The sequence below is a fragment of the Clostridium isatidis genome (assembly GCF_002285495.1).
GTDB lineage: Bacteria > Bacillota > Clostridia > Clostridiales > Clostridiaceae > Clostridium > Clostridium isatidis.
Genome location: NZ_CP016786.1, coordinates 314,319 through 339,344 on the forward strand (window position 1 = coordinate 314,319; position 25,026 = coordinate 339,344).

Consider the following 25,026-nt stretch of genomic DNA (forward strand, 5'->3'; position numbering starts at 1 on the left):
AAGTAATGGAGGAGAATTATGAGCGCTTTTGTATTAGGCAGAGAATACGAATTACAATTACCAAATAACTATGTTGAAATTGACAGCGATGAAATGGAGTATGTTGATGGAGGTGGTGTTTATAACTGGATAGTTGCAGGAGCTGTAAACATCGTATTTGCTGCTGCTTTTGGTGGGGGAGCTATAACGTTGGTTAAAAGTATAATTAAATCACTTGGTTCAACCAATGTAAAACAAAAAATTGTAGGAGCAATTACAAAATATATTGCAGTTCAAGCAGCAAATAGAATAGCAGGAATGGTATTAGGAGCAATTTGGGGAATAGCCTCTGGTTCTATAGGAGACTTTGTTGCAAATATATGGGATGCTAATGATACGGTACGCTATAACGGGGTTTGTAATGCGTTGTGGTAATATAAATAAAATTGATATATTAAGTTTATTTATATTTATAATTATAGCCTCATTTACTTTATATGTAAGAAATCCAGCATTAGTAAAGTATTATTGGATTTTATATATTGTAGAGTTTTTTATAGGAGTATATATAGCTATTAGACTATTCTATATTAAGGACTTTTCAATCAAAAATAGAAATAAAATTTAATATGGAGTATGAATAATAATGTAAATTATCAAGAGAGTTAGTGTTAATATCCTAACTCTCTTTTGATAAAAGAATAATTATTAAAAAGTTAAGAGAAAATTTTATACTAAATCTTCTAAAAAGATATTAAATACTTATTAGAAATTATAAGTTTTAGATATTTAAAATTATTAAATATACCCTTAAAATCAATATATAAATAATGGAGGAGAATAAAATGAGCGCATGAGGGTATGCTTTACAATTAGCAAATAGCTATGTTGAAATTGACAATAATGAAATGGAGTATGTTGATGGAGGTGCTTGGAATTCAGTACAAAACATTGGATATGCACTAGATGTTCTAATATGGGTTGGTGGAGTAGTTACTGGAGTTATTGGAATAGTTGGTTCAGTAAGAGAAATATTAAGAAGAAATGCAAGAGGATTAGTTGTGCAAGCAACTAGTACTTTACTAAGGAAAGTTGGCTTATCAGCAGCAGTTTTTTTAGCAAGTAGTATAGTATCTGGATTAGAATTGTTTTTAAATCTTTCGTTGGGGCAAGGAATTGCAATGGTTCTAGATAGAATAGATAAGGTAAGATATAGTGGTGCAATAGAGTTGTGGTAGTTTATATTTGAATAATAAGCATTTTGGAAGGATGAGAAGTATGTGGATAATTGCAAGCCTTTATATTTCTTGTATCATTATATCTATAATAGTATATTTTGTAGGTTGTAATAAAATATCTAGATATGAGATTAATAAAAAGGAATTAGAATATTCAAATGCTATAAAATTATTTAAAACTTCGTTAGGAATTCTAATTATAGGATTCAGTTTATTGACATTAGGATTGATAATAAGAATTATTTAGCGAATAAATATTATGAATTTAAAAAAGTCTAATTAAATTAATAAGCTTTAAAGGAATTATAGTAATAATGATTCTTTTAAAGCTTCTTATTATACAATAAAAGAAATGGCGAGACATAGTAGTTAAGAATATGAATTTCTTTGAAATAAATATTTAATTTTTTAATTTGTAAGGGAAGTATAGAAATTAATTAAAAATATAAAAACGGAGGAGTAAAGATTAAAAAAATAATGTGGACTTGTATATAGTAATCTATTATTTGCTTTTTCGATTATAAAAGAAAAAGAGAAATATTAAAAATAGTGTTATGTAATTTAAATTTAATGTATAACATCATAAATAATATATAGTTTAGGAGAATTATATTTAATATTTCTAGGAGGAGCCCTATCTATTGCTACTACTATGAATATGGAAGGAACTGAGGAAAGAGGTTTTATACCAGTAATATTATCAGTAGCAGTAGCCGTATGGTTTGTTAAAAAGAATTATGAAAACTATATGAGCTTTTACTTAGATAAAAAGTATGCAAAAAAATATTTTTTAAAAATTCAATGTTCGCCTTAACAGGATGTTTAATTTCTCTTATCTTATCTTTTGTTAATATGAGAAGAGAATTATATGATTATATCATTTTTGTGGGAATAGTATTTACAATACCAGCTATAGCTACTATGAGAAAAATGTTCTTAAGGTTAAAAGAGATAAAAGTAATTTCAATAATTATAGGAAATTTAAATCTAGTTTTTATGCCAAATAGCTAATAGTGCTATATTAAATACAACTCTTACAAATCAATTCTTTTCGAAATTAGGCTTGAAAAGCCTAACGCATCAATATATTAAAATTTATTAAACTTAAAGAACCGCCGTGTACCAGACCGGTACGCACGGTGGTGTGAGAGGACGGAAAATAAAATAATTATTTTCCTCCTACTCGATTTTAAGTACAATAAAGAGAAAGCGGTCTTACTAAAATATCTATTAAAATAATGATACAGAAAGTGAATTTTATAATAGATTATCAAAAGCTTATATAGATATAAATGAATTGTACTTAAAAGAAAATTAGAAAGATAAATTTTAGCATACATAGCGCGCGAATTAATTAAGTGTGTGTTAAATACTTACAAATTTCTAATATTCTTTTAAAATATATAAGTAATGGAGGAGAATTATGAGCGCTTTTGTATTAGGCAGAGAATACGAATTACAATTGCCAAATAGCTATGTAGATGTTGACAGGGATGAAATGGAGTATTTAGACGGGGGGCAGTTTTATTCTAAAAATGATTGTCGCCTAGCTTTAGCTGCATTAGCAATAAATCCTTCCACATACCTTAATATTGCAATGTCATATACTTTAGCAAAATTGCTTATTAATAAAGTATCAGCTATGTTTGGAGGCGTGGCTGGATGGGCAGTGGGAGTAGTTCTGACATATGCAGGATCTCAAATAATTACTTTTGGAGCAGCGTTATGCAGAGGGGCAATAAATAGAGGAGTAGATATTTCATGGAATTGGAATATCTTTAAGGACAGTTTAGGAGTTGTATATTCTGTAAGATATTAAACAATTATTTATTTAACTAATATTTATTATAATCATAAATACAATATTTTATTACGAGTATTTAAGAATATATAAAGTAGGTGGATTAAATGAAACAACAAAATATTAATGTGATATATTTCTTATCTAATATTAGTTTTTATTTTTGTATTAGTTATATGATAATAATGGACTACTTGAATTATAATGATTATTTATGGGGAGTAGCAACTTTGGGGTTAGTTCTATCTTTTCTATTTTCATTAATTCCAGATATGTTTATTAATTTAGGTTATAAAATTAATGAGAAAGCAGTTAAGGTTAGTATTTCTAGTAAGGCAATATGCTTAATACTTTTTTTGGGGTTTTGGTCTTATTTAGTTGATTTATATAAATACTTAGCATTAATTTTATTTGCTATTGCTTTTTTATGTGATTCTTACTTCTCTATTAGAATTAGTAGGGAAATAAGCAATTCGGATATTACGTTTAACTCTATAATTAAAAAATTAAAGGAAGTAGATATTGAAAATAAAAGCTCTATCTATAATTTGCTATATAAAAGTTCTGTGGGATTAGTAATTTATATATCATTTCCGAGGGTTGAATTAATATTGAATATAATAGCAAGTATATTAATATTAATTTTTGAATTAAATATTATAAGGAAAATGAAAGTAGAGATAAATAAAGCTTATCCTCAAAAAAATAAAGAGGTAAATAAGTTATTGTGCATTATTATGATTAATATTTTCATAATAATAGCATTAAATATGAGTGGAATAAAAATATTTTTTAACTGCATAATTATAGGTTTGAATTGGGTTATTGTATCAGATAATATTTTTCCCAAAACCACATCTTTTAAACTTTTTAAATTTTTTAACTAGTTAATATTGTGTAGATGTATGGATTTTTATAAATAGTTTCAAAAAGAAAGAGTTTTAAATGAAATTATAAATTCATTTAAAGCTTATTTTTTTATATTTAAATTTATTTTATAAAAATAAATAACATTTTGTGGTATAATTAGTAAAATTGGTAATGAATATATGAGTGAGATTTGTGATTATATAACAATATTATATTTTTTATATATAAATTACAAAGAGAGGTGAAATAGGTTGTCAAATAATTTTAAAATAACTATAGTAAATAAAACTAAAATACTTGAAGATTATGATGGAATAAAGATTTTTATTGATGGTTTTGAAATTAAGCCTGGAAAAAAGTCTTATAATTATACAACATATGAAGGAAAACATACTATAAGAATAGAGCAAAAAAAATTTTATAAAAATAGGTATTTTTATCTTATTGCTCCTTTGTTGATATTTGATATATCTGCTTTAGAGAAAACACCTCTTTATGCAGTATATGAAGCAGAATTCTTCCTAGATAAGGATATAAATATAGATGTAATACTTAAAAAAGGCTTTATAAAGCCTAGGAAGTTTATAAAGACAATAAATTATTATTTTAATGTTACTTTTGATAAAGATGTAAAAGTAAATCTAGTAAATAATGATTTTATTGCAACAGATAAAGAAAGAAAACGTTGGTTATGGTTAAGTGTTACTGCTATAACATTTCCTACAACTTTATTAATGCTCTTGTTTGGAATTCTAGCTATTAAATTATTTGAACAAAAAGCTTCTACAAGTATGCAAATATTTTTTACTTCTTTAAGTGTAATCTTTGGTATAACTTATATATTTTTATTAAGCAATTATTATGCAAATTATAAGAATAAAGGATATAAGATAATGAAATAAAATTTAGATATATAAATATTTATCCATTATAATTAGGAATTACTTTTAAGAGTAAATAGACAATTTTCCTAAGAGTAGTAATAAAAGGAAAGGCTAGTAGGGAATTATGAATAAGAATATAAAATTATTAAGCAGATTAAATGTTTTAAGTTATACAGTAATGTTATTTATGTATGCTTTAGTAAAAAGTAATAGTTTAGATAATTTAAATAATTTAACTAAATTTTTTATAGGAAGCAGTCCATTATTATTTATGATAATAACAAGTTTTATATTAGCAAGTGATGCGAATAAGGAATTTAAAGCAATAAAATATGCAGCTAGATTAGACTGGGGAGTTAGATTAGCAGCTTTTGTAATAATTTTATTTGAAATTTCCTATGGTTTTAACAATATGTACTTATCATTAGGAATAATTTTAATTTTATTTATAATAAATTGTATTCTTGAAAATATAATGAACAGAAAATTACAGGAATATGAAAAGTATTTAGTTAATAAGGAAGATAAGAAAAAAGAAAAAATATCATATTTAGAAAAATCTAATTTAAGAAATATGGTTAAAGCAGCTAATTCCTCTTTGTTTTCTTATTTTATATTTGTAGGAATATCACTATCTATTGCTAACACTAAGAATATGGAAGGAACTGAGGAAAGATATTTAATCCCAGTAATATTATCAATAGCAGTGGCAGTGTGGTTTGCTAAAAAGAATTATGAGAACTATATGAATTTTTATTTAGATAAAGAGTATGCGAAAAAAATATTTATAAGAAATTTCATATTTGCTTTAGCAGGATACTTAATTTCTCTTATCTTGTCTTTTATCAATATGAAAAGGGAATTATATGATTATATAATTTTTATTGGTATAATCTTTACAATACCAGTTATAGTTACTATGAGAAGGATGTTCCTAAGGTTAAAAGAAATAAAAGATGCTATAGGTAAAGAAGATTATAATTATTTTATTTTAAAGAAGGATTAGCTCCTTCTTTTTTATTTTATAAATATATCTTGAAATCAAGATATATTTATTGTATAATTATCTTGAAATCGAGATAATATAACTGTAAGGTGATTGCATGAAGGACATAAATTTAAACATAGTATTAGCTATGGTTAGGACTTATAATGGTCTTATTTCTAAAATTGAAAAAAATGTTCAGGAAAATGGACTAAATTTAAGTGAGTTTGGTGTTTTAGAATTTATTTATAATCAAGGTCCTCAGCCAGTTCAAAAAATAGCAGATAAGATATTGGTTACAAGCGGAACTATAACTTATGTAATAAATAAATTAGAAAGCAAAAATTTAGTTATAAGAAAAAAATGCGAAAAAGACAAGAGAATATTTTATGTTTCCTTAACTAAGGAAGGAGAAGAACTTATATCAAGGGTTTTTAAAAAGCATAAAGAATTTTTAAATGACCTTTTATCAGAGATGGATGAAGAGAGTAAAAGAAGTTTGCTTACTAATTTGATTAAAATGAGAAAAATATTGAAATAATAAGTTTGAAACTTTTTTAAGAACAATGAAAAGGAGAGATAATTATGAGTAAGGATTTTTTTACAGCGGTAGAGGAAAGAAGAAGTATATATTCAATAGGTAAGAATGTAGATTTAGCAGAGGATAATATAAGAGGTATTGTGGAACATGCAATAATACATGCACCAACAGCTTTTAATTCTCAGAGCGGAAGAGTATTACTTTTGTTAGGTAAGTCTCATGATAAGCTATGGGATATTACAATGGAAGCTTTAAGAAAAGTAGTTCCAGCAGAGAATTTTTCATCAACAGAAGCTAAGATAAATTCTTTTAAGGCAGGTTATGGTACAGTTGTATTTTTCGAAGATCAAAATGTAATAAAAACTTTACAAGGAAAATTTGAATTATATAAAAATAACTTCCCAATTTGGTCAGAGCAAGCAACAGGAATACTTCAATATTTAGTGTGGACAGGATTTTCAGTAGAAGGAATAGGAGCTTCTCTTCAACATTATACAGAACTTATAGAAGAAGAAGTTAAAAAGCAATTTGATATTCCAACTAATTGGAAGATGACAGCTCAAATGCCATTTGGAAGCATAGAAGCAGCAGCTGGGGAAAAAGATTATATGGATCTTTCAAACAGATTATTAATTAAGAAATAAAATATAAATACTAAGATGGCTATGATTTATTTAAATCATGGCTTTTCTTTTTATATTATCAATCTATTTACAAAAATTCCCTTATAAAATATAATTAAATAAATTAAAGCTTAGGAGGGATTAAATGAATTTTTTAAAAGAAGTAAAATTAAAAAATGGAAAAACATTAATACTTAGAAGACCAAATGAGGAAGATGCTCCTAATATGATAGAGTATTTAAATATTATAGGTGGAGAAAGTGATAATTTACTTTTTGGAGAAAATGAATTTAGACTTACAGTTGAAGAAGAGAAGGAATATATTAAAAGTATAAATAAAGATAATAATTCCCTTATGTTAGTTGGAATAATTGATGAAAAGATAATTAGTGTTTCACAAATAAGTTCCTTTAATAGAAAAAGAATAATTCATAATGCAGATATATCTATTTCAGTTAAGAAGGAGTACTGGGGACAAGGTATTGGCAGTGTAGTTATGGCAGAATTAATTGAATTTGCAAAAAATACTGGAGTTATAAAAAATATATTTCTTGGAGTTAGAGAGGGCAATATTAACGCAATTAGATTATATGAAAAACATGGTTTTAAAAAAGTAGGTTTTCATAAAAACTTCTTTAATATAAATGGTAAATATTATGATGAAATACTAATGGATTTATATTTAGAATAGATAATAGTAGAATTAAAAAACTATAAATAATTTTTTAATTCTATTATTAATTTACTCATTATTAATGCAGATTTGCTTTCGCTTTCATTATTGCAAATAAAGCAAATTTTATCTTTCTTAGTTGAAATATTAATTGATGTTTTATTATTATTTTTTTCTATTTCAAAGGAAAGTATATCCCTAATAGAAAAGGCTTTAATATTCTGTTTTTCAGAGAATTCATTTAATTTTGAGCAGTCAATTGCTTTTATATATAGGTGTTCATCAGTAAGGATTAATTTATAGTTATTTTTTATTTTATTACCAGTTACACCAGAAAATAATTTAGTAATAAAATTAGCCGCTATTTTTGAAGCTTTTATTTCTTTGTATGTTATTACACTACATAATGCGGGTTTAATTTCATAAATATTATTCATATTATGATGAACCTCCTATAAAAAAGTTATAGTTATATTATACCTTATTTTACAAATATTTCTATAAGGTATTTTCTTTTTATACAATAATTTTGAAATTATAAAGGAAAAAATGGAGATATATAATATGATTTTTTGCACATACTTTTAAATAGATATACAAGATTTATTTAAAAGAGGTATCAAAAATGAAGAAAAGAATTATTGTTAGTTTAGCATTAGTGTTATTAACAATTTTATTATCTGGCAGAATAATGATTAAGGTGAGTGCTTCTACAAATATGTTCATCTTATCTAATAACAGTTTACTATTTGAAAGAAAAAACATAAAAAATACAACAGAGGATTTTTTAAAGAAATGTGATGATGCAATTTTAAAAGGAGAGGAAGTTGATATATCAAATTATGTAGCAGATGAAAGCTTTAAGCAGTTTATATCTAAAAAGATATATATTATTAATAGACGATATGATAAGTTTGATTTATATGTAGATGATTATAAGCATAAATATGCTTATTTAAATATTGATATTAACGGAAATAAGGCCAATGTTGATTTAAGAGTTGAAAAGGAATATAAATATAAGTTTTTAGATGAGGAAACAAATGAAATTATAGATTATTCAGTAGAGTTAGAAAAGGTAAATAATGATTGGTTAATAAAGGATTGTATTTCCAATGATATTTGGGATTTTGCAATTAATAATGAAAATAATAGAAATGAAGCTATAAATATTGATGAATTTATAAAAAGAGAAGAAAAAGCAATAGATCAGGATAGCAGCAGTTTAAATGGAAATCCGGATAATATAATTTCAGTATATAATTCCAAAAAAGCTGAGCTTAGGGCTTATGATTTTAATAGGACTGCAATGAGGGAATATGCCTTTAAACATTATAATAATCCTAATAAGGCCTTCTATGATTTTACAAATCTAGGAGGAGATTGTACTAATTTTACATCACAAGTAATTCATGCTGGTGGTGCTCCTATGGATAGTGAAGGTAAGTATCAATGGTATTACTATAGTTTAAATAATCGTTCCCCTTCTTGGACTGGAGTTATGTTTTTATATGATTATTTAATTAATAATGATGGCTTAGGACCTCATGGGGTAGATAGTGATTTTTTTAATGTTACAATTGGAGATGTAATACAGATAGATTTTAATGATGATGGTATATTTACTCATTCGCCAGTAGTAGTACAGCCTTACATAAAAGGTTCAGGTGATTTATATACTCTTACAGTGGCAGCACGAAGTTATGATGTTTTTAATAGACCAATATTGACCTATCCAGGAGTTAAGAGATACATCCATTTAACTCAATATTTTAAATAGAAAAAGAGTGATATATGGCAATAGCTTATTTGATACATAAAATAATATTAAAACAATGATTATGGAGAGAGCATATTGGAAAGTAATTTTAATATAAAAGAAGAACTTATTTATTTAGTTCTTTCTATTTTGATATTTATATTGGGCATCTATTTACGTTTTACTAAACATCAATATGGTCCTAAAAATCTATCTAATTGGTATGTAATATTTAGTGTTATTATTATTAATATTATGAATTTTATAAGTAATATAAGAAAGAAAAGAAGATACGCTATTATTGCATCATCAATTTTACTTTTATTCTGCTTAATATTTTTGCTAATTCCACAGATAAAGCTTTTATTAATGCGAATATATATATAATAAGTAATTGATAAGGTTTTTTGAGTGAAAATTTACTAAAATAAATAATTTTATTTAAATTTAGTTTACCCCTTAATTTTAGATTATTAATTAATTTGTTATATAAAATAGAGCATTAATATGATAAAATATAGTAAATTAGTAATAATAGGCTGATTTAAAAAGGGGTTAAGGAGGAAATTTACATGAAAAGAATTAATAAACTTATGAATTCATTAAATTTAGGTATGATAGGAAAAAGAATTGCAAGTATACTTGTTATACTATTAGTTATAGGAATAAGTGTTTCATGTGGAAGTAAACAAAATGAGAATTCTAGTGAAACTAATCAAAATGGAGTAAAAAATGAAGTATCATCTAACGATAAAGATGAAAATGAAAAATTAGAGGAATTGGTAAGCATAAAGAAACAAATATTAGCTTTAGATAAAGAATTTGATACTCAATATACAGAAGGCAATATTGATAAAGATTTAGAATATTATAAAAATAAATTGAAAGAATTAGAGGAAAAAAATGAAAAAGAAGATGAAAATGCTAAGTTAGAAGAACTTATTAGCATAAAAAAACAAATTAAGGCATTAGATAAGGATTTTGATACTGAATATACAGAAGGTAGTGTAGATAAAGACTTAGAATATTACAAAAATAAATTAGAAGAAATTCAATAAAAAAAAGCAGTTTCACAATTTAATTGAGAAACTGCTTTTTCTATACTTTTATCTGTTACTTCATTTGCTACTTGTTACTTTTATCTATTACTTTTTCTTCTTATCTGCTTCCTATGCCTGATAAAATTATCTGTAAAATTTTTGTGTTGCATAGTAAGTGTTACCTAGCTTGTAAACTCCAACACCTATTTTAGTAAAGTTAGTTTATAATATGTTAGCTCTAGGGTTGATGAATTCATCTAGTTGTTCATAAACTGTTCAGTTAGAGAAGAATTTTTTTGTTTCATAGGGTGAACTTATAGTAACACAGATAGGGAGTGACCCAATATGGGATGACTAGTAATTAATAAATATTGTGTTATGGCTAGAAAATCTCGTTCTATAAAGGTATAAATGGTAAGTTCTTCGAAAACTTACTATAAAAGAATTTTGAAATTAATTATCATTTGATGTATATTTTAATGTATATAATATTTGCACAATAAAAGCTATTAAAGTTATAGACTTATGGATAAAATAAAAAATATCACTAAAGGAGTTAAGTTACTTATGAGAAGAATTAAAACTATAGATGGAAATACTGCAGCAGCATATATTTCTTATGCTTTTACAGAAGTAAGTACAATTTACCCAATTACTCCTTCATCACCAATGTCAGAGAAAATAGATGAATGGGTATCAAAGGGTAGGAAAAATATATTTAATGAAAGAGTTAAAATTGTAGAAATGCAGTCAGAAGCAGGGGCAGCAGCTGCCATGCATGGTTCTCTTCAAGCAGGAGCATTAACATCCACTTATACATCATCTCAAGGCTTATTATTAATGATACCTAATATGTATAAAATGGCAGGAGAAAGGCTTCCAGCAGTTATTCATGTAGCATCAAGATCAGTAGCGAGTTCTTCCTTAAGCATTTTTGGAGATCATCAGGATGTTATGGCTGCAAGACAAACAGGTTTTGCAATGCTATGTGAAGCTTCACCACAGGAAGTTATGGATTTAGCTCCAGTCGCTCATTTAACAGCGATTAAGACTAGAATGCCCTTTATTAATTTCTTTGATGGATTTAGAGTATCTCATGAAATTCAAAAGGTTGAACTTTTAGAATATGAGGAACTAAAAAATCTTATAGATGAAGAAGCTTTAAAAAACTTTAGGGAAAATGCTTTAAATCCAGATCATCCTGTAGTTAGAGGAACATCACAAAATCCTGATATCTACTTTCAAATGGCAGAAGCTTTAAATAAATACTATGAAGATATTCCTGCAATTGTTGAAGAATATATGGATAAAATAAAAGAACTAACAGGAAGGGAATATCACTGCTTTGATTATTATGGAGATAAAGAGGCAGATAGAATTATAGTTTCAATGGGATCCTCAGTAGAGGTTATTGAAGAAGCTATAGATTATTTAAGGGCTAAGGGAGAAAAGGTTGGATTAATTAAGGTTAGACTTTATAGACCTTTTTCTATAGAAAGAATGTTAAAGGTAATGCCAAAGACAGTGCGAAAAATTGCTGTTTTAGATAGGACAAAAGAGCATGGATCTATTGGAGAGCCTTTATATCTAGATGTGTTAAGAGCAGTTTCTGAACTTGATGATAGTCCAAAGGTCTATGGAGGAAGATATGGATTAAGCTCAAAGGATATCTATCCAAGAGATGTTATAGCTGTATTTGAAAATTTAAAGAAAGAAAATCCTCAAAATAATTTTACTATTGGAATAGAAGATGACGTAACAAATCTTTCTTTAAAAATAGATGAAGATATAGATATAGAGCAAGAAGGAACTATTGCATGTAAATTTTACGGATTAGGCTCTGATGGAACAGTGGGAGCTAATAAAAGTGCTATAAAAATAATAGGTAATTATACAGATAAATATGTACAGGGATATTTTGCTTATGATTCAAAAAAATCAGGAGGAATTACAGTATCCCACTTAAGATTTGGAGATAAGCCTATAAAGTCTCATTATGAAATAAAAAAGGCAGATTTTATAGCCTGCCATAATCAATCCTATGTAAATAAATATGATATATTAAAGGATTTAAAGCCAAATGGAATCTTTATTTTAAATACCCTTTGGAGTGAAGAAGAATTAGAAGAAAAATTAAATCCAAAGGTGAAAAGATATATAGCAGAAAATAATATTCAATTTTATATTATTGATGCCATAAATATCGCAAAGGAAATTGGCTTAGGTGGAAAAATTAATATGATAATGCAGGCTGCTTTCTTCAAATTAAGCAATATTATAAAGCTTGAAGATGCTGTTGAATATTTAAAGAAAGAAGTAATTGAAGCCTATGGAAGAAAAGGCGAAAAAGTAGTCAATATGAATTTTGAGGCTATAGATAGGGGAATAAGTTCAATTAAAAAAGTAGAAGTAAAGGAAGCTTGGAAAAAGTGTGAAGATATAGATGAAGAAGATAGATCTTATTTACCTTCCTTTATAAAGGAAATTAGTGATCCTATTAATAAATTAGAAGGAAATAGTATAAAAGTTTCAACTATTATTAAAGAAGGAATAGAGGATGGAAGCTTTATGTCTGGAACAACTCAATATGAAAAAAGAGGAATTGCAATTAATGTTCCAGAATGGCAGCCAGATAAATGTGTTCAATGTAATCAGTGTGCTTTTGTTTGCCCTCATGCAGTTATAAGACCATTTTTAGCTACTTCAAAGGAAGTGAAGAGTGCACCTAAGGGATACAAGAGTGTCAAGGCCAATGGTGTAGATAAAAATGGGCCTCAATATCATTATACAATTGGAATTACTCCATTAGACTGTACTGGCTGCGGAAGTTGTGTAGAAATTTGTCCAGCTCCAGGAAAAGCTTTAATTATGAAGGCCTTTGAAAGTCAGAAGGATCAAATTAAAGCTTGGGATTATGCTGTAAGAAGGTTAAAGCCTAAGAAAAATATTTCTGCTAAAACGACAGTTAAGGGAAGTCAGTTTGAAGAACCATTGCTAGAGTTTTCAGGAGCTTGTGCAGGTTGTGGAGAAACTCCATATGCAAAACTTGTTACTCAGTTATTTGGTGATAGACTGATGATTGCTAATGCAACAGGATGTTCTACAATATGGGCAGCTTCAGGAGGTTCAACTGCTTATAAGAAAAATAAGGATGGTCATGGTCCTGCCTGGGCAAATTCCTTATTTGAAGATAATGCAGAATATGGTTATGGGATGTATCTTGGAGTAAAAGCTATAAGGGAAAGAATTGCTAATAATATAAGCTTAGCATTGGAAGAGGAGATTCCTGAAGAATATAAGAAAGTTTTAAAGGACTGGTTAGATAATAGAGAAGTAGGAGAAGGTTCAAGAGAAAGAGCTAATAAGCTCATAGAAGTATTAGAGAAAATTGATTTAGATGTTGCAAAAGAAATATTAAAGGATAAGGAATTCTTTATAAAGAGATCCCAATGGATATTTGGTGGAGACGGCTGGGCTTATGATATTGGATTTGGTGGTTTAGATCATATTTTAGCTTCCAGGGAAAATGTTAATATCTTAATTTTTGATACTGAAATATATTCAAATACTGGAGGTCAATCATCAAAAGCAACTCCACAGGCAGCAGTAGCTAAGTTTGCTTCTAAAGGAAAGAATACAAAGAAGAAGGATTTAGCTTTAATGGCAATGACCTATGGAAATGTATATGTTGCTCAAATTGCTATGGGAGCAAATATGAATCAGACTATTAAGGCTATAGTAGAGGCAGAAAATTATGATGGACCATCTTTAATAATTGCATATGCAACCTGTATAGATCATGGAATAAAGCTTGGTATGGGAAATACTCCATATGAAGAGAAGAGAGCTGTGGATTCTGGATATTGGACACTTTATAGATATAATCCAGAACTTAAGAAGGAAGGAAAGAATCCATTTATCTTAGATTCAAAGTCACCAACTATAAAATTAAGAGATTTCCTAATGGGCGAGCTTAGATATTCTGTTTTAATGAAGACTAATCCAGAAGCAGCGGAAGAAATGTTTAATGAGTTAGAAAAAGAAGCCAAAGAAAGATATAACAGATATAAGCTGTTATCAGAAAATATAATATTCTAATCTTATTTCACAAAGATATAAGGAATTGAATAATATATTTCAGGATTTAATATATTATTGGAGGATAATAAGTGGGATATTATGTAATGGCAGAACCAAATGTAAAGATCTATGTAGAGGATATTAATCCTGATGGAGATAAAACCATTCTATTTTTACATGGCTGGCCTGGTGACCATACTTTATTTGAGTATCAATTTAATGAACTTCCTAAAAGGGGCTATAGGTGCATAGGAATAGATACAAGGGGGTTTGGTATGTCTGATAAGCCTTGGCATGGCTATGATTATAACAGATTAGCAGATGATGTTAAGGCTGTTGTTGATGTACTAAAGTTAAGAGATTTTACTCTAGCAGGTCATTCTACTGGCGGAGCAATGGCTATAAGGTATATGAGTCGTCATAATGGCTATGGAGTATCAAAACTTGTACTTATTGCAGCAGCAGCACCTAGCCTTGTTAAACGTCCTGACTTTGAGCATGGAGTAGATGAGGAAGTAGTACTAAATATCATTAGAGGTACCTATAGTGATAGGCCGCGAATGTTAAGAGATTTTGGTAATAGGTTTTTCTTCCAGCATACAAGTGAAGCCTTTTCTGATTGGTTTTTTCAAATAGGCTTAAAGGCAGCAAGTTGGGCTACAGCAGCAGTTGCTAATACATGGTTAAAAGAAGTTTTATTCTCTGATTTAGAAAAAATAGAAGTTCCTACATTAATTATTCAGGGTATTCATGACAAGATAGTTCCATACTGTTTAAGTGAAGCACAGAATAAAGCAATAAAAAATTCAAGACTTGTACAATTTAAATATAGTGGACATGGAACTTTCTATGATGAAAAGGATAATTTCAATAAAGTTTTAATGGAGTTTGTTGAAGAATAGAATTAAATAAAAATACTTTCTTAAATAAAAGATAAATTTATTTTAAGGAAGTATTTTTATTATACAAACAATTACTTACAATTATATGGATGTATAGTATAATTATGTTAAACTATATAATGATTTAAAGAAGGAGATGAGTAATTTGAAGCAAATAAAAATTTTTACAGATTCAAGTTATAATTTTTTAATGGATGAGGTTAATGAATTTTTAAAGGAGAATTCAGAAAAGGTCGTTGATATAAAATTTAGTTCATCTGGAAATGGAGATGCATATTCAACTTTATATTCAGTAATGATTATTATTGAGGAAGAGTAAAAGATTGCTAAAAGTGCAAAGCACTTTTAGCCTTTATAAATTACTGCATCAATTTTATCTGCAAAATCTTTTTTAATATTTTCAATAGCAATTAGGCTTCCTCTTGCTAAGCCTATACCTAAATCAAGGTAAAGGGAATAATGTTTGTATTTTTTCTTTATAGGTCCTTGTTTTAGATTTATATATTCAATAGATTTAGTTGGAATGATAAATATATTTTTATTTATTAAATCCTTACAATAAACAATAGTATTTTTATTAATAATAAGTTTATATCTCTTATATTGCATATAAGTAATAAAACAAACTATTAAAGATAATAATATTAAAGCTAAGAATATCATTAAGGAAATTTTAAATTCAATAAGTTTAAATATAGAGAAGACTAATAAAGATATTAAGGCAATTGCTAACATTATAATAAAACTATAGATTATTGAAATTTTATTAAATTCCTTTCCTTCTTTTAAATTTAATTCTTTTTCCTCAAACTTAAAGCTAGGAAGAAGTCTAAATAATGTTTCCTCTATAAAAGCTTTATCGCATATAGGAAATAAAATAGCTATTTCATTTTTTTCATCCCCATAGCCCATGTTTCTAATTTCAACCCTATAATAACCAAAAAGCTTTTGAAAAAAACTTTGTTTTAAAATAACAGCTTTAATCTTATTTATTGGTATTGTGTATTCTTTTAAGGTGATAAAGCCATAGGATATTTTTATATTTTCTTTGTTGGCACTAAGAGTAAAACTGCTATATCTTATTAAGGAAATTATAATATCTAGAATAAAATTAAAAATCAGTATAGCAATAGTACCCAATAAAATAGCAGTCCATAATTCTAATTGAGCCATGTATTTATTAAATATGCTTTCAAGCTGAATAAAGATATTAGAATTAAAGGTTTCTAATATTTCGCCTATATTAAAGAAGAAAGTGCTTACGATTATTAAGGTTCCTAGATTAGGTCTTAGAAGAGCACTTAATATAAGCTCCTTAGTTGTTATTTTTCTTATTTGATAATTAGTGTCCTTAGGCTTTTTATCATCTTTCAATGGTTCATTGATATTATCAATTATATTAGTATTATTTTTTCTGCTTTCAACTACTTCTACAAAATTATTTATCTTATCTTCGCCCAGTATAATAGATATTTCAGCCTTACCTAGTTCTGTACTTCCATTATCTATTTTGAGTTCGACAACATCAAAAAGCCTGCAAAAAAGATCTTTTTTGACATCCATAGTATGAATTTTATCATAAAAAATTTCTGTTTTTTTCTTATAAAAAGCTCCCTGGTCAATTATAAATCTATCTTCTAAAATAGAAATATAATAGTTTTTCCATACAATAAAGCTCTTAATTAGTATGACACTTAAAATAGCTAAAATAATTAATAGATCATAAAATTCCATATCAATCAGTGTTGCTAGGAAAATAAAGAAAGTATTTTTTAAAGTTTTTAAGGCATCTTTTATTATAAAGACTTTAGAATTTCTAATTCTATTCATGATTATTCACCTGTTTCATTTAAGTTAATGATATTTTCTTTGGAGTTTATCTCTTCTAAAATTTCCTTATTAACCTTTTCTTTTATTTTCTTTGATAAAAACTCTGATATTTTTAAAGCTTCACTTTCTTCTAAGTTAGGAATTTTATGAGATATATTAGAGGTACTTATAATAACATCATATAGATTTAACTTCTTATTTATAGGGCCTTGATTTAGCCTAATTTCCTGCAATCTTATAATAGGAATTATAAAATTTTTAGTAAAAAATATACCTTCAGAAAATCTAATATCATCTTCACTAATCATATACTTCCATTGCTTGTATTCATACCAAGGGTAGATAAGAGCATTAAGAAGTAATAAAATTAATAATACAGCAGATATAATTAAACTTATTTTTAAAAAAGAGGAAGATATTTTGTTTTTAAAGAAAAAATAAGAAGTTATTGTAATAATAAAAAGGCTTAAAGTGGAAATTATTCTGGCAATAAACCAAGAAGTTTTTGCTTTGGGACTAAGTTTTTTATATTCTTCCATCAGTTTCATCCTTTCAAATAAATAATAAATTTAGTGCAGAATATTGTAGAAATTAGTTGATGGTTTGGAAAAAATAGTAATTAAATTCTACTATAAATAAATATCATAAGCAATAGGATAAGTTAAAAATTAACATGAAAAGAATTATATTCTAAAAGATTTTAGGGGTGTGAGAAATGAAGATAACAATAGATGAAATTAAAAAAATATCAAGTTGTGCAAAATTAATCTTTAAGGAAGATGAACTTGAAAAAATGACTAGGGATTTTGAAAAGATATTAAATAATTTTGATACAAATGATAGTTTAAATTTAGAAGATATAAATTTAGATAATTTTGATAGAGTTAATAGTGAATTTAGAAAAGATGAAATAGAAGTCTTTAAGGATAAGAAGAAGCTCTTTAGAAATACAAAATCTATGAGAGAAGAAAATATTGAAGTTCCAAAGCTTATAGAGTAAGGAGGGAGATATAGTGGAAATAGAAAAATTAACTGCGCTTGAGATAAGAGAAGGAATAATAAGGGGAGACTTTAGTTGTGAAGAACTAGTTAAAAAATTATATAAGAGAATAAAGGTAGTAGATAAGGATATCAATGCCTATTTGACTTTATGTGAAGAAAGGGCCCTTGAAGATGCTAGAAAAGTAGATGAAAAAGTTAAAAATAAAAAAATTTTAGGAAAGCTGGCAGGAGTACCTATAGCTATAAAAGATAATATATGTACAGATGAAATTAAAACAACTTGTGCTTCAAAAATGTTGGAAGATTTTATTCCTCCTTATAATGCAAGTGTTATAAAAAAATTAAAAGAAGAAGATGCAATAATAATAGGAAAAACAAATATGGATGAATTTTCAATGGGGGGGTCTACAGAAAATTCCGCCTTTAAGATAACAAAGAATCCTCATGATTTAGAGAGAGTTCCAGGAGGTTCTTCAGGGGGATCAGCTGCAGCAGTTGCATCAGGAATTGCAGTATTAAGCTTAGGGTCAGATACTGGAGGTTCTATAAGACAGCCAGCAGCCTTTTGTGGGGTTATAGGCTTAAAACCGACTTATGGATTAGTTTCAAGGTTTGGCCTTGTATCTTTTGCTTCTTCCTTAGATCAAATAGGACCAATTACAAAAAGCGTAAAAGACTGTGCTTTATGTTTAGATGTTATTGCAGGTTATGATCCTAAAGATAATACCAGCTCTAAAAGTCAGGAAACAATTAGTTATTTAGAAGGAATAGATGCAGGAGTAAGGGGAATGAAATTAGCCCTTCCAGAAGAATTATTAAGTCAAGATATAAATGTTGAAATAAAAAATGCCATAGAAGAAAGTGCTAAAAAGTTTAAGGAATTAGGGGCAGAGGTAGAATACATACCATTATCAGTTTTTAATAGGGGACTTTCATCCTATTATATTATTTCTTCAGCAGAAGCAAGCTCTAATTTAGGAAGATATGATGGAATAAGATATGGTTATAGAACTAAAGAATTTAAAGATGTCTATGAACTTATGGTGAAGAGTAGAAGTGAAGCCTTTGGAGAGGAAGTAAAAAGAAGAATAATGTTTGGTACTCTTGTTCTTTCTTCAAGTTACTATGAAGATTATTATAAAAAGGCCTTAAAGTTTAGGGAAAATTTAAGCAGGGAATTTAAAAAGGTTTTTGAAGGATATGATTTAATATTAAGTCCAGTTACTTTAGATTTTCCTTCTAAAATAGGAGAGAAAAAATCAAATTCATTAGAGATGAATTTTGGAGATGTCTATACGAGTAATGTTAATTTAGCAGGTTTGCCAGCAATTTCAATACCTTGTGGTAAGAGTACTAATGGCTTGCCTATTGGAATTCAAATAATAGGAGATCATTTTAGTGAAAGAAAAATATTAAGAGCAGCAGAAGCATTTTTGGGAGGTGCTAAAGTATGAAATATGAAACTATAGTTGGTCTTGAAATTCATGCGGAGCTTAAAACAAAAACAAAAATTTTTTGTAGCTGCTCAACAAAATTTGGTTCAAGACCAAACGAAAATACTTGTCCAGTGTGTTTAGGCCTTCCAGGAACTTTACCTGTAGTAAATGAAGAAGTAATTAATTTAGCAGTAAAAGCAGGAATAGCTTTAAAATGTAAAATAAATCAAATAAGTAAAATGGATAGGAAAAATTATTTTTATCCAGATTTACCTAAGGCTTATCAAATTTCTCAGTTTAATCTGCCTATATGCAAAGATGGTTATATAGAAATAAACAGTAAGGAGAAAATAAAGAAAGTAAGATTAAATAGAATTCATATAGAAGAAGATGCTGGTAAGTTAATTCATTCAGAAAATGAAGCTTATAGTTTAATAGATTATAATAGGGCAGGAATTCCTTTAATTGAAATAGTTACTGAGCCGGACTTAAGATCTGCTGAAGAAGCTGTGGCCTTTTTAAAAGCCTTAAAGGAAATTTTAGAGTATTGTGATATATCAGATTGTAAAATGGAGGAAGGATCTTTAAGGTGTGATGTGAATATTTCTTTAAGGGAAAAAGGTAGTAGTAAATTAAATACTAAGGTAGAAATAAAAAACTTAAATTCCTTTAAGGAGCTTCAAAGAGCAATAGAGCAGGAAGAGGAAAGACAAAGAAAATTATATGCTTTAGGAGAAGGCCATAAGATAATTCAAGAAACTAGAAGATTTGATAGCTCTAAGGGAGAAACTGTATCTATGAGAACTAAGGAAGACATAAATGATTATAGATACTTTAAGGAACCAGACCTTCTGCCTATCCTTATAAGGAATGAAATTATAGAAAAAGCCAAAGAAAGTATTCCTGAATTACCTAATGAAAAGAGGGAAAGATTTAAAAATATCTATAAATTAAATGAAAAGGAAATAGAAATTATAGTTGGAGATAGGAGTCTTGCTAAGTATTATGAAGAGTTAGTTAATAAAGGAGTTAATGCTAAAATAGCATCAAATTGGCTGCTTTCAGATATCTCAAGATTAATAAATGAAAATAAGCTTACTATAGATAAATTTCCAGTAAGGCCAGATAGAATGTCTAAGCTTCTTAAATTTGTTGAAAGCGGAAAAATAAATAATAGTGCTGCAAAAGAAGTATTAGAAGAAATGGTAAATAATTTATCGGATGAAAATCCAGAAGAAATAATTAAGAAAAGGGGATTAATTCAAGAAAATTCTGTTGAAAAAATTAAACCTATTGTGGAAAAAGTCTTAAAGGAAAATGAAAAGGTAGTTGAAGAATATAAAAATGGAAAGAAACAGGTTAAAGGCTTTTTAGTAGGAATGATAATAAAGGCTACAGAAAAAAAGGCAAATCCAAGGGTAATAAATGAAATTTTAGATGAAATTCTAATGTAATGGGGTCTGACCCCGCTACATTTTTTTACAGAAGTTATCTAGATAAATGAACGATTGCTTATATAACTGTTGACATTTTAGGAGACTAGCATATAATGAAAGTATAACATATGAATGAATACTCAAATGTTCATGTAAGTATGAAAAAGAGGTGATAAAGTGAGTAAAAATTTGACACCTATTGAAAAGTGTAATTGTGATATAATTCATGAGGATGTTGTTAAAGATGTAAGAGGAAAAATGCCGGAGGAAGAAACTCTTTATGATTTAGCTGAATTATTTAAAGTATTTGGAGATTCAACTAGAATTAAAATATTATGTGCCTTATTTGAAGCTGAGATGTGTGTTTGTGATATTGCAGCCCTATTGGATATGACACAGTCAGCAATTTCGCATCAGCTAAGAGTTTTAAAGCAAGCTAAATTAGTAAAGAATAGAAGAGATGGTAAGGTAGTATATTATTCTTTAGATGACGACCATGTAAAGAGTATATTTGACCAAGGGTTAAATCATATAAATGAAAAGTAATAAATAAGTTAGAGGATTTAATTTAGAAACATAAAATAAATTATAATTTTAAAGAGATAATTTGGAGGCTGAGATTATGAAAAAGAAATTTAGATTGGAAGGTTTAGAATGTGCAAATTGTGCAGCAAAAATGGAAGCTGCTATTAATAAGCTTGATGGAGTAAAGGAAGCCACAGTTAATTTTATGACAACTAAGCTTGTAATTGAAGCTGAAGATGAAAAAATGCCTGAAATAATAAAAGCTGCAGAGAAAATAATCAGAGATCTTGAACCAGATACTGTTATGAAAAAGGCTTAATTAGCATTTATAAAAAAATAAAATAAAAAAATAAATCATATATATTTTTTAGCAAAATACATGAATGAATATTCAATTGTTCATATTAGTATAAATATAAAGTTTATAGAATAATTAAGAAAAATTATGACTTATATAAATTAAGATAATTATGGTTACTTTGTATTAAATGCTATTAGTGCATTATATAAGGAGGGATTATTTTGAAAAAGCGACTTAGGAAAATAATAATAGCTGCTATCTTATATATATTTGCAGCAGTTATAAATTTAAATAATGAATGGTTAAATTTTGCTTTGTATTTAATAACCTATATTATTGTAGGTGGAGATGTTCTTAAAAAAGCTTTTAAAAATATTGGAAAAGGAAAGGTTTTTGATGAAAGTTTCTTAATGGGGCTTGCTACTATAGGGGCCTTTCTAATTGGAGAATATCCTGAAGGTGTTGCAGTTATGCTTTTCTACCAAATTGGTGAATATTTTCAAAGCTATGCTGTTAATAAATCAAGAAAGTCAATTGCAGACCTTATGGATATAAGACCTGACTATGCAAATGTAAAAAGAGGAGAAGAACTTATAAAAGTAGATCCAGATGAAGTAGAAGTTGGAGATATTATTGTAATTAAGGCAGGAGAAAGAGTTCCTCTTGATGGAAAGGTCATTGATGGAAATTCAATGGTTGATACATCAGCCCTTACTGGAGAATCTGTTCCTCGTGAAATAGGAGTAGGAAGTGAAATATTAAGCGGATGCATTAATATAAATGGAGTTATTACAGTAGAAGTTACAAAGGAATATGATGAATCTACAGTTAGTAAGATTCTTGATTTAGTTGAAAATGCAAGCAGCAAAAAGTCTAATTCAGAAAAATTTATAACTAAATTCGCAAAATATTATACACCAATAGTTGTAATTGTTGCAGTTCTTTTAGCTTTTGTACCAGCTCTTCTTATTAAGGGTGCAAGTTTTTCAGATTGGTTATATAGGGCTTTATCCTTTTTAGTAGTATCCTGTCCTTGTGCTTTAGTAATATCTATTCCATTAACCTTCTTTGGTGGAATAGGAGGGGCTTCAAAAAGAGGTGTTTTAGTTAAGGGAAGTAACTATTTAGAGGCATTAGCAGAAACAGAAATAGTAGTCTTTGATAAAACAGGAACCTTAACTAAAGGGGTATTTAATGTTCAGGAAATACATTCAGAAGGAATATCGAAAGATGAGCTATTAGAATTGACTGTTCATGCAGAAAGTTATTCTAACCATCCTATATCACAATCATTAAAAAGAGCTTATGCTAAAGAAATAGATAATAGTATTATTTCTGATATTGAAGAAATACCAGGTCATGGTGTTACTGCTTTAGTTAATGGAAAAAGGGTTGCAGCTGGAAATATTAAGCTTATGAAAAAAATGAATATTCCTTATTATGAAGGAGAAGTAATTGGAACTGTTGTACATGTTGCAGTTGATGATAAATATGCTGGATACATTGTTATTTCGGATGAAATTAAGGAAGATTCAGTTAAAGCAATTAAAGAATTAAAGGCATCTAATATTAAAGAAACAATAATGTTAACTGGAGACAGTAAAAGTGTCGCAGTAAAGGTTGCTAAGGATCTTGGATTAGATAAGGTATATTCAGAATTATTACCAGGAGATAAGGTTGATAAGTTAGAAGAGTTATTCTCAAAAAAATCTGAAAAGGGTAAATTAGCTTTTGTTGGGGATGGAATTAATGATGCTCCAGTATTAGCCAGGGCAGATATTGGAATAGCAATGGGGGCTTTAGGTTCAGATGCAGCAATAGAAGCAGCAGATATAGTAATAATGACAGATGAACCATCTAAAATTGCTACTGCTATAAGGATTTCTAAGAAGACTAAAAATATAGCATATCAAAATATAGCTTTTGCAATTGGAATAAAGGTATTAGTTCTTATATTAAGTGCCTTTGGACTAGCTACAATGTGGGCAGCAATTTTTGCAGATGTAGGAGTAACAATTTTGGCAATATTAAATTCTTTTAGAGCATTAAATGTTAAGAAGTTATAATTTGAGAGATAAAAAACTAATAGCTAATAGACCATTAATAAAGAATTATGGTCTATTAGCATTTTATTATCCAAACTGAATTTAATCCGAAAACTGCACTTCCTATTTACTTGTTATTTGTTAAGTCTGCCATAACTTCTGAAAGAACTTTACCAATAGAATCATGTATTACTATATCAGCTTCGCTGTCAAATTGAGTTTTAGATTTGTTGATTAAAATTAAATTCTTACCTCTAAAGTATCTAACAAATCCAGCTGCTGGATATACAACAAGGGAAGTTCCTCCAATAATTAAAGTATCGCAGCTTGAGATTAATTTAATGCTTTCATTAATTATATTATCATCAAGGCCTTCTTCGTATAAAACAACATCTGGTTTAACTATAGCCCCACATTTCTTACATTTTGGAATAGGGCCTTCTAGGTCTAAAAATCCCTCTAAGTCATAGAATTCCCTGCATGATGTACAGTAATTTCTATGAATTGATCCATGAAGTTCTAATACTTTTTTGCTTCCAGCCATCTGATGAAGACCATCAATATTCTGGGTAATAACTCCTTTAAGCTTTCCCATTTCTTCTAGTTTTGCTAAAGCATAATGTGCATTATTTGGTTCTGCCTCTCTATAAATTAATTTTTCCTTGTAAAATTTAAAAAACTCTTCAGGATTTCTATAAAAGAAGCTATGGGAAACTATTTCTTCTGGAGAAAAATTTTTATTTAATTTTTCATTAAAAATACCTTTTGCACTTCTGAAGTCAGGAATACCAGATTCAGTACTAACTCCAGCCCCTCCAAAGAATACAATATTATTACTATTATCTATTATTTCATATAATTTTTTATAATTCATTATAAGCCCCTCCAAGCTATATTAACTAAACTGCGCCTATATAGGTTATTTTATATCTATTATTACATAATTTATCAGATATAAAAATATGTCTATAAAATATTATTCCTAAGGCAGCACAAAATATTAATATCTAAATATTATAGAATGTATAATGTTTTATTATTGACAATATTGTGCGGTATACAGTATATTTATTTTA

Annotated in this window: 28 protein-coding genes; 24 read left to right on the forward strand and 4 right to left on the reverse strand. The window is 27.6% G+C overall.

All coding sequences use genetic code 11. The features are described from left to right. The first annotated feature begins 18 nt into the window (after nt 1–18). The 12 genes from BEN51_RS01575 to BEN51_RS01625 all read left to right on the forward strand — a co-directional run bounded on the left by BEN51_RS01575 (nt 19) and on the right by BEN51_RS01625 (nt 7,612). Nucleotides 19–414 (forward strand): hypothetical protein, encoded by a 396-nt coding sequence (locus BEN51_RS01575; RefSeq protein ID WP_119864354.1) that lies wholly within the window; start codon nt 19–21, stop codon nt 412–414. 473 nt (nt 415–887) lie between these two features. Next, complete coding sequence (locus BEN51_RS01585; protein WP_119864356.1) at nt 888–1,217, forward strand: hypothetical protein; 330 nt, start codon at nt 888–890, stop codon at nt 1,215–1,217. 40 nt (nt 1,218–1,257) lie between these two features. Then, the gene (locus tag BEN51_RS01590; RefSeq protein WP_119864357.1) at nt 1,258–1,464 is read left to right on the forward strand and encodes a hypothetical protein; all 207 of its coding nucleotides are present in this window, start codon (nt 1,258–1,260) and stop codon (nt 1,462–1,464) included. A gap of 405 nt (nt 1,465–1,869) precedes the next feature. Beyond that, a complete protein-coding gene (locus BEN51_RS13720; RefSeq protein WP_164704060.1) occupies nt 1,870–2,031 on the forward strand; it encodes a hypothetical protein in 162 nt (53 codons plus the stop codon). Between the two features lie 38 nt (nt 2,032–2,069). Next, nucleotides 2,070–2,228: a hypothetical protein gene (locus BEN51_RS13725; protein WP_164704061.1), complete on the forward strand. Its 159-nt coding sequence runs from the start codon at nt 2,070–2,072 to the stop codon at nt 2,226–2,228. A 412-nt stretch (nt 2,229–2,640) separates the two neighbouring features. Next, a complete protein-coding gene (locus BEN51_RS01595; protein WP_119864358.1) occupies nt 2,641–3,036 on the forward strand; it encodes a hypothetical protein in 396 nt (131 codons plus the stop codon). A gap of 89 nt (nt 3,037–3,125) precedes the next feature. After that, the gene (locus BEN51_RS01600) at nt 3,126–3,905 is read left to right on the forward strand and encodes a hypothetical protein (protein WP_119864359.1); all 780 of its coding nucleotides are present in this window, start codon (nt 3,126–3,128) and stop codon (nt 3,903–3,905) included. Nucleotides 3,906–4,139: 234 nt separating this feature from the next. Further along, nucleotides 4,140–4,790 (forward strand): hypothetical protein, encoded by a 651-nt coding sequence (locus BEN51_RS01605; RefSeq protein WP_119864360.1) that lies wholly within the window; start codon nt 4,140–4,142, stop codon nt 4,788–4,790. A gap of 106 nt (nt 4,791–4,896) precedes the next feature. After that, nucleotides 4,897–5,778: a hypothetical protein gene (locus BEN51_RS01610; RefSeq protein ID WP_119864361.1), complete on the forward strand. Its 882-nt coding sequence runs from the start codon at nt 4,897–4,899 to the stop codon at nt 5,776–5,778. Between the two features lie 97 nt (nt 5,779–5,875). Then, entirely contained in the window at nt 5,876–6,298 is a 423-nt protein-coding gene (locus tag BEN51_RS01615) for a MarR family winged helix-turn-helix transcriptional regulator (RefSeq protein ID WP_119864362.1), read from the forward strand. A gap of 44 nt (nt 6,299–6,342) precedes the next feature. Next, nucleotides 6,343–6,942, forward strand: a complete 600-nt coding sequence (locus tag BEN51_RS01620; RefSeq protein ID WP_119864363.1) for a nitroreductase family protein — start codon at nt 6,343–6,345, stop codon at nt 6,940–6,942. 124 nt (nt 6,943–7,066) lie between these two features. Continuing rightward, nucleotides 7,067–7,612 (forward strand): GNAT family N-acetyltransferase, encoded by a 546-nt coding sequence (locus BEN51_RS01625; protein WP_119864364.1) that lies wholly within the window; start codon nt 7,067–7,069, stop codon nt 7,610–7,612. 20 nt (nt 7,613–7,632) lie between these two features. Here BEN51_RS01625 and BEN51_RS01630 read toward each other — a convergent pair whose 3' ends face one another. Then, nucleotides 7,633–8,031, reverse strand: a complete 399-nt coding sequence (locus BEN51_RS01630) for a hypothetical protein (RefSeq protein WP_119864365.1) — start codon at nt 8,029–8,031, stop codon at nt 7,633–7,635. Nucleotides 8,032–8,219: 188 nt separating this feature from the next. Between BEN51_RS01630 and BEN51_RS01635 the strand changes: the two genes are divergently transcribed. The 6 genes from BEN51_RS01635 (at nt 8,220) to BEN51_RS13730 (ending at nt 15,694) form a co-directional block, all read left to right on the forward strand. Then, the gene (locus tag BEN51_RS01635) at nt 8,220–9,374 is read left to right on the forward strand and encodes an amidase domain-containing protein (protein WP_119864366.1); all 1,155 of its coding nucleotides are present in this window, start codon (nt 8,220–8,222) and stop codon (nt 9,372–9,374) included. Between the two features lie 75 nt (nt 9,375–9,449). Next, nucleotides 9,450–9,740: a hypothetical protein gene (locus BEN51_RS01640; RefSeq protein ID WP_119864367.1), complete on the forward strand. Its 291-nt coding sequence runs from the start codon at nt 9,450–9,452 to the stop codon at nt 9,738–9,740. Between the two features lie 185 nt (nt 9,741–9,925). Next, complete coding sequence (locus tag BEN51_RS01645) at nt 9,926–10,411, forward strand: hypothetical protein (RefSeq protein WP_119864368.1); 486 nt, start codon at nt 9,926–9,928, stop codon at nt 10,409–10,411. 549 nt (nt 10,412–10,960) lie between these two features. Beyond that, entirely contained in the window at nt 10,961–14,491 is a 3,531-nt protein-coding gene (gene nifJ / locus BEN51_RS01650; RefSeq protein ID WP_119864369.1) for a pyruvate:ferredoxin (flavodoxin) oxidoreductase, read from the forward strand. A 71-nt stretch (nt 14,492–14,562) separates the two neighbouring features. Further along, nucleotides 14,563–15,375 (forward strand): alpha/beta fold hydrolase, encoded by an 813-nt coding sequence (locus BEN51_RS01655; RefSeq protein ID WP_119864370.1) that lies wholly within the window; start codon nt 14,563–14,565, stop codon nt 15,373–15,375. Between the two features lie 145 nt (nt 15,376–15,520). Next, on the forward strand, nt 15,521–15,694 hold the full coding sequence (locus tag BEN51_RS13730) for a sporulation protein Cse60 (RefSeq protein ID WP_164704062.1): 174 nt from the start codon (nt 15,521–15,523) through the stop codon (nt 15,692–15,694). Nucleotides 15,695–15,720: 26 nt separating this feature from the next. On the opposite strand, the gene BEN51_RS01660 is transcribed toward BEN51_RS13730, so the two are convergent. Continuing rightward, complete coding sequence (locus BEN51_RS01660) at nt 15,721–17,205, reverse strand: PH domain-containing protein (protein WP_119864371.1); 1,485 nt, start codon at nt 17,203–17,205, stop codon at nt 15,721–15,723. 2 nt (nt 17,206–17,207) lie between these two features. Next, nucleotides 17,208–17,744, reverse strand: a complete 537-nt coding sequence (locus BEN51_RS01665; protein ID WP_119864372.1) for a PH domain-containing protein — start codon at nt 17,742–17,744, stop codon at nt 17,208–17,210. Nucleotides 17,745–17,920: 176 nt separating this feature from the next. Between BEN51_RS01665 and BEN51_RS01670 the strand changes: the two genes are divergently transcribed. The 6 genes from BEN51_RS01670 (at nt 17,921) to BEN51_RS01695 (ending at nt 23,971) form a co-directional block, all read left to right on the forward strand. Beyond that, nucleotides 17,921–18,205 carry an Asp-tRNA(Asn)/Glu-tRNA(Gln) amidotransferase subunit GatC gene (locus BEN51_RS01670; RefSeq protein ID WP_164704063.1) on the forward strand — a complete coding sequence of 95 codons (285 nt, stop codon included), beginning with the start codon at nt 17,921–17,923 and terminating at the stop codon, nt 18,203–18,205. A 13-nt stretch (nt 18,206–18,218) separates the two neighbouring features. Next, nucleotides 18,219–19,661, forward strand: coding sequence for an Asp-tRNA(Asn)/Glu-tRNA(Gln) amidotransferase subunit GatA (gene gatA / locus BEN51_RS01675; RefSeq protein WP_119864373.1), 1,443 nt, complete (start codon nt 18,219–18,221; stop codon nt 19,659–19,661). Further along, nucleotides 19,658–21,097 carry an Asp-tRNA(Asn)/Glu-tRNA(Gln) amidotransferase subunit GatB gene (gene gatB, locus BEN51_RS01680; protein ID WP_119864374.1) on the forward strand — a complete coding sequence of 480 codons (1,440 nt, stop codon included), beginning with the start codon at nt 19,658–19,660 and terminating at the stop codon, nt 21,095–21,097. Before gatA ends, gatB begins: the two co-directional genes overlap by 4 nt. Before the next feature lie 159 nt (nt 21,098–21,256). Further along, a complete protein-coding gene (locus BEN51_RS01685) occupies nt 21,257–21,625 on the forward strand; it encodes an ArsR/SmtB family transcription factor (protein WP_119864375.1) in 369 nt (122 codons plus the stop codon). A 76-nt stretch (nt 21,626–21,701) separates the two neighbouring features. Beyond that, nucleotides 21,702–21,923, forward strand: coding sequence for a cation transporter (locus tag BEN51_RS01690; protein WP_119864376.1), 222 nt, complete (start codon nt 21,702–21,704; stop codon nt 21,921–21,923). Nucleotides 21,924–22,126: 203 nt separating this feature from the next. Continuing rightward, the gene (locus tag BEN51_RS01695) at nt 22,127–23,971 is read left to right on the forward strand and encodes a heavy metal translocating P-type ATPase (protein ID WP_119864377.1); all 1,845 of its coding nucleotides are present in this window, start codon (nt 22,127–22,129) and stop codon (nt 23,969–23,971) included. A gap of 106 nt (nt 23,972–24,077) precedes the next feature. Here the strand turns inward: BEN51_RS01695 and BEN51_RS01700 are convergent, their stop codons facing one another. After that, nucleotides 24,078–24,824 carry an NAD-dependent protein deacylase gene (locus tag BEN51_RS01700; RefSeq protein WP_119864378.1) on the reverse strand — a complete coding sequence of 249 codons (747 nt, stop codon included), beginning with the start codon at nt 24,822–24,824 and terminating at the stop codon, nt 24,078–24,080. Nucleotides 24,825–25,026: the final 202 nt, after the last annotated feature.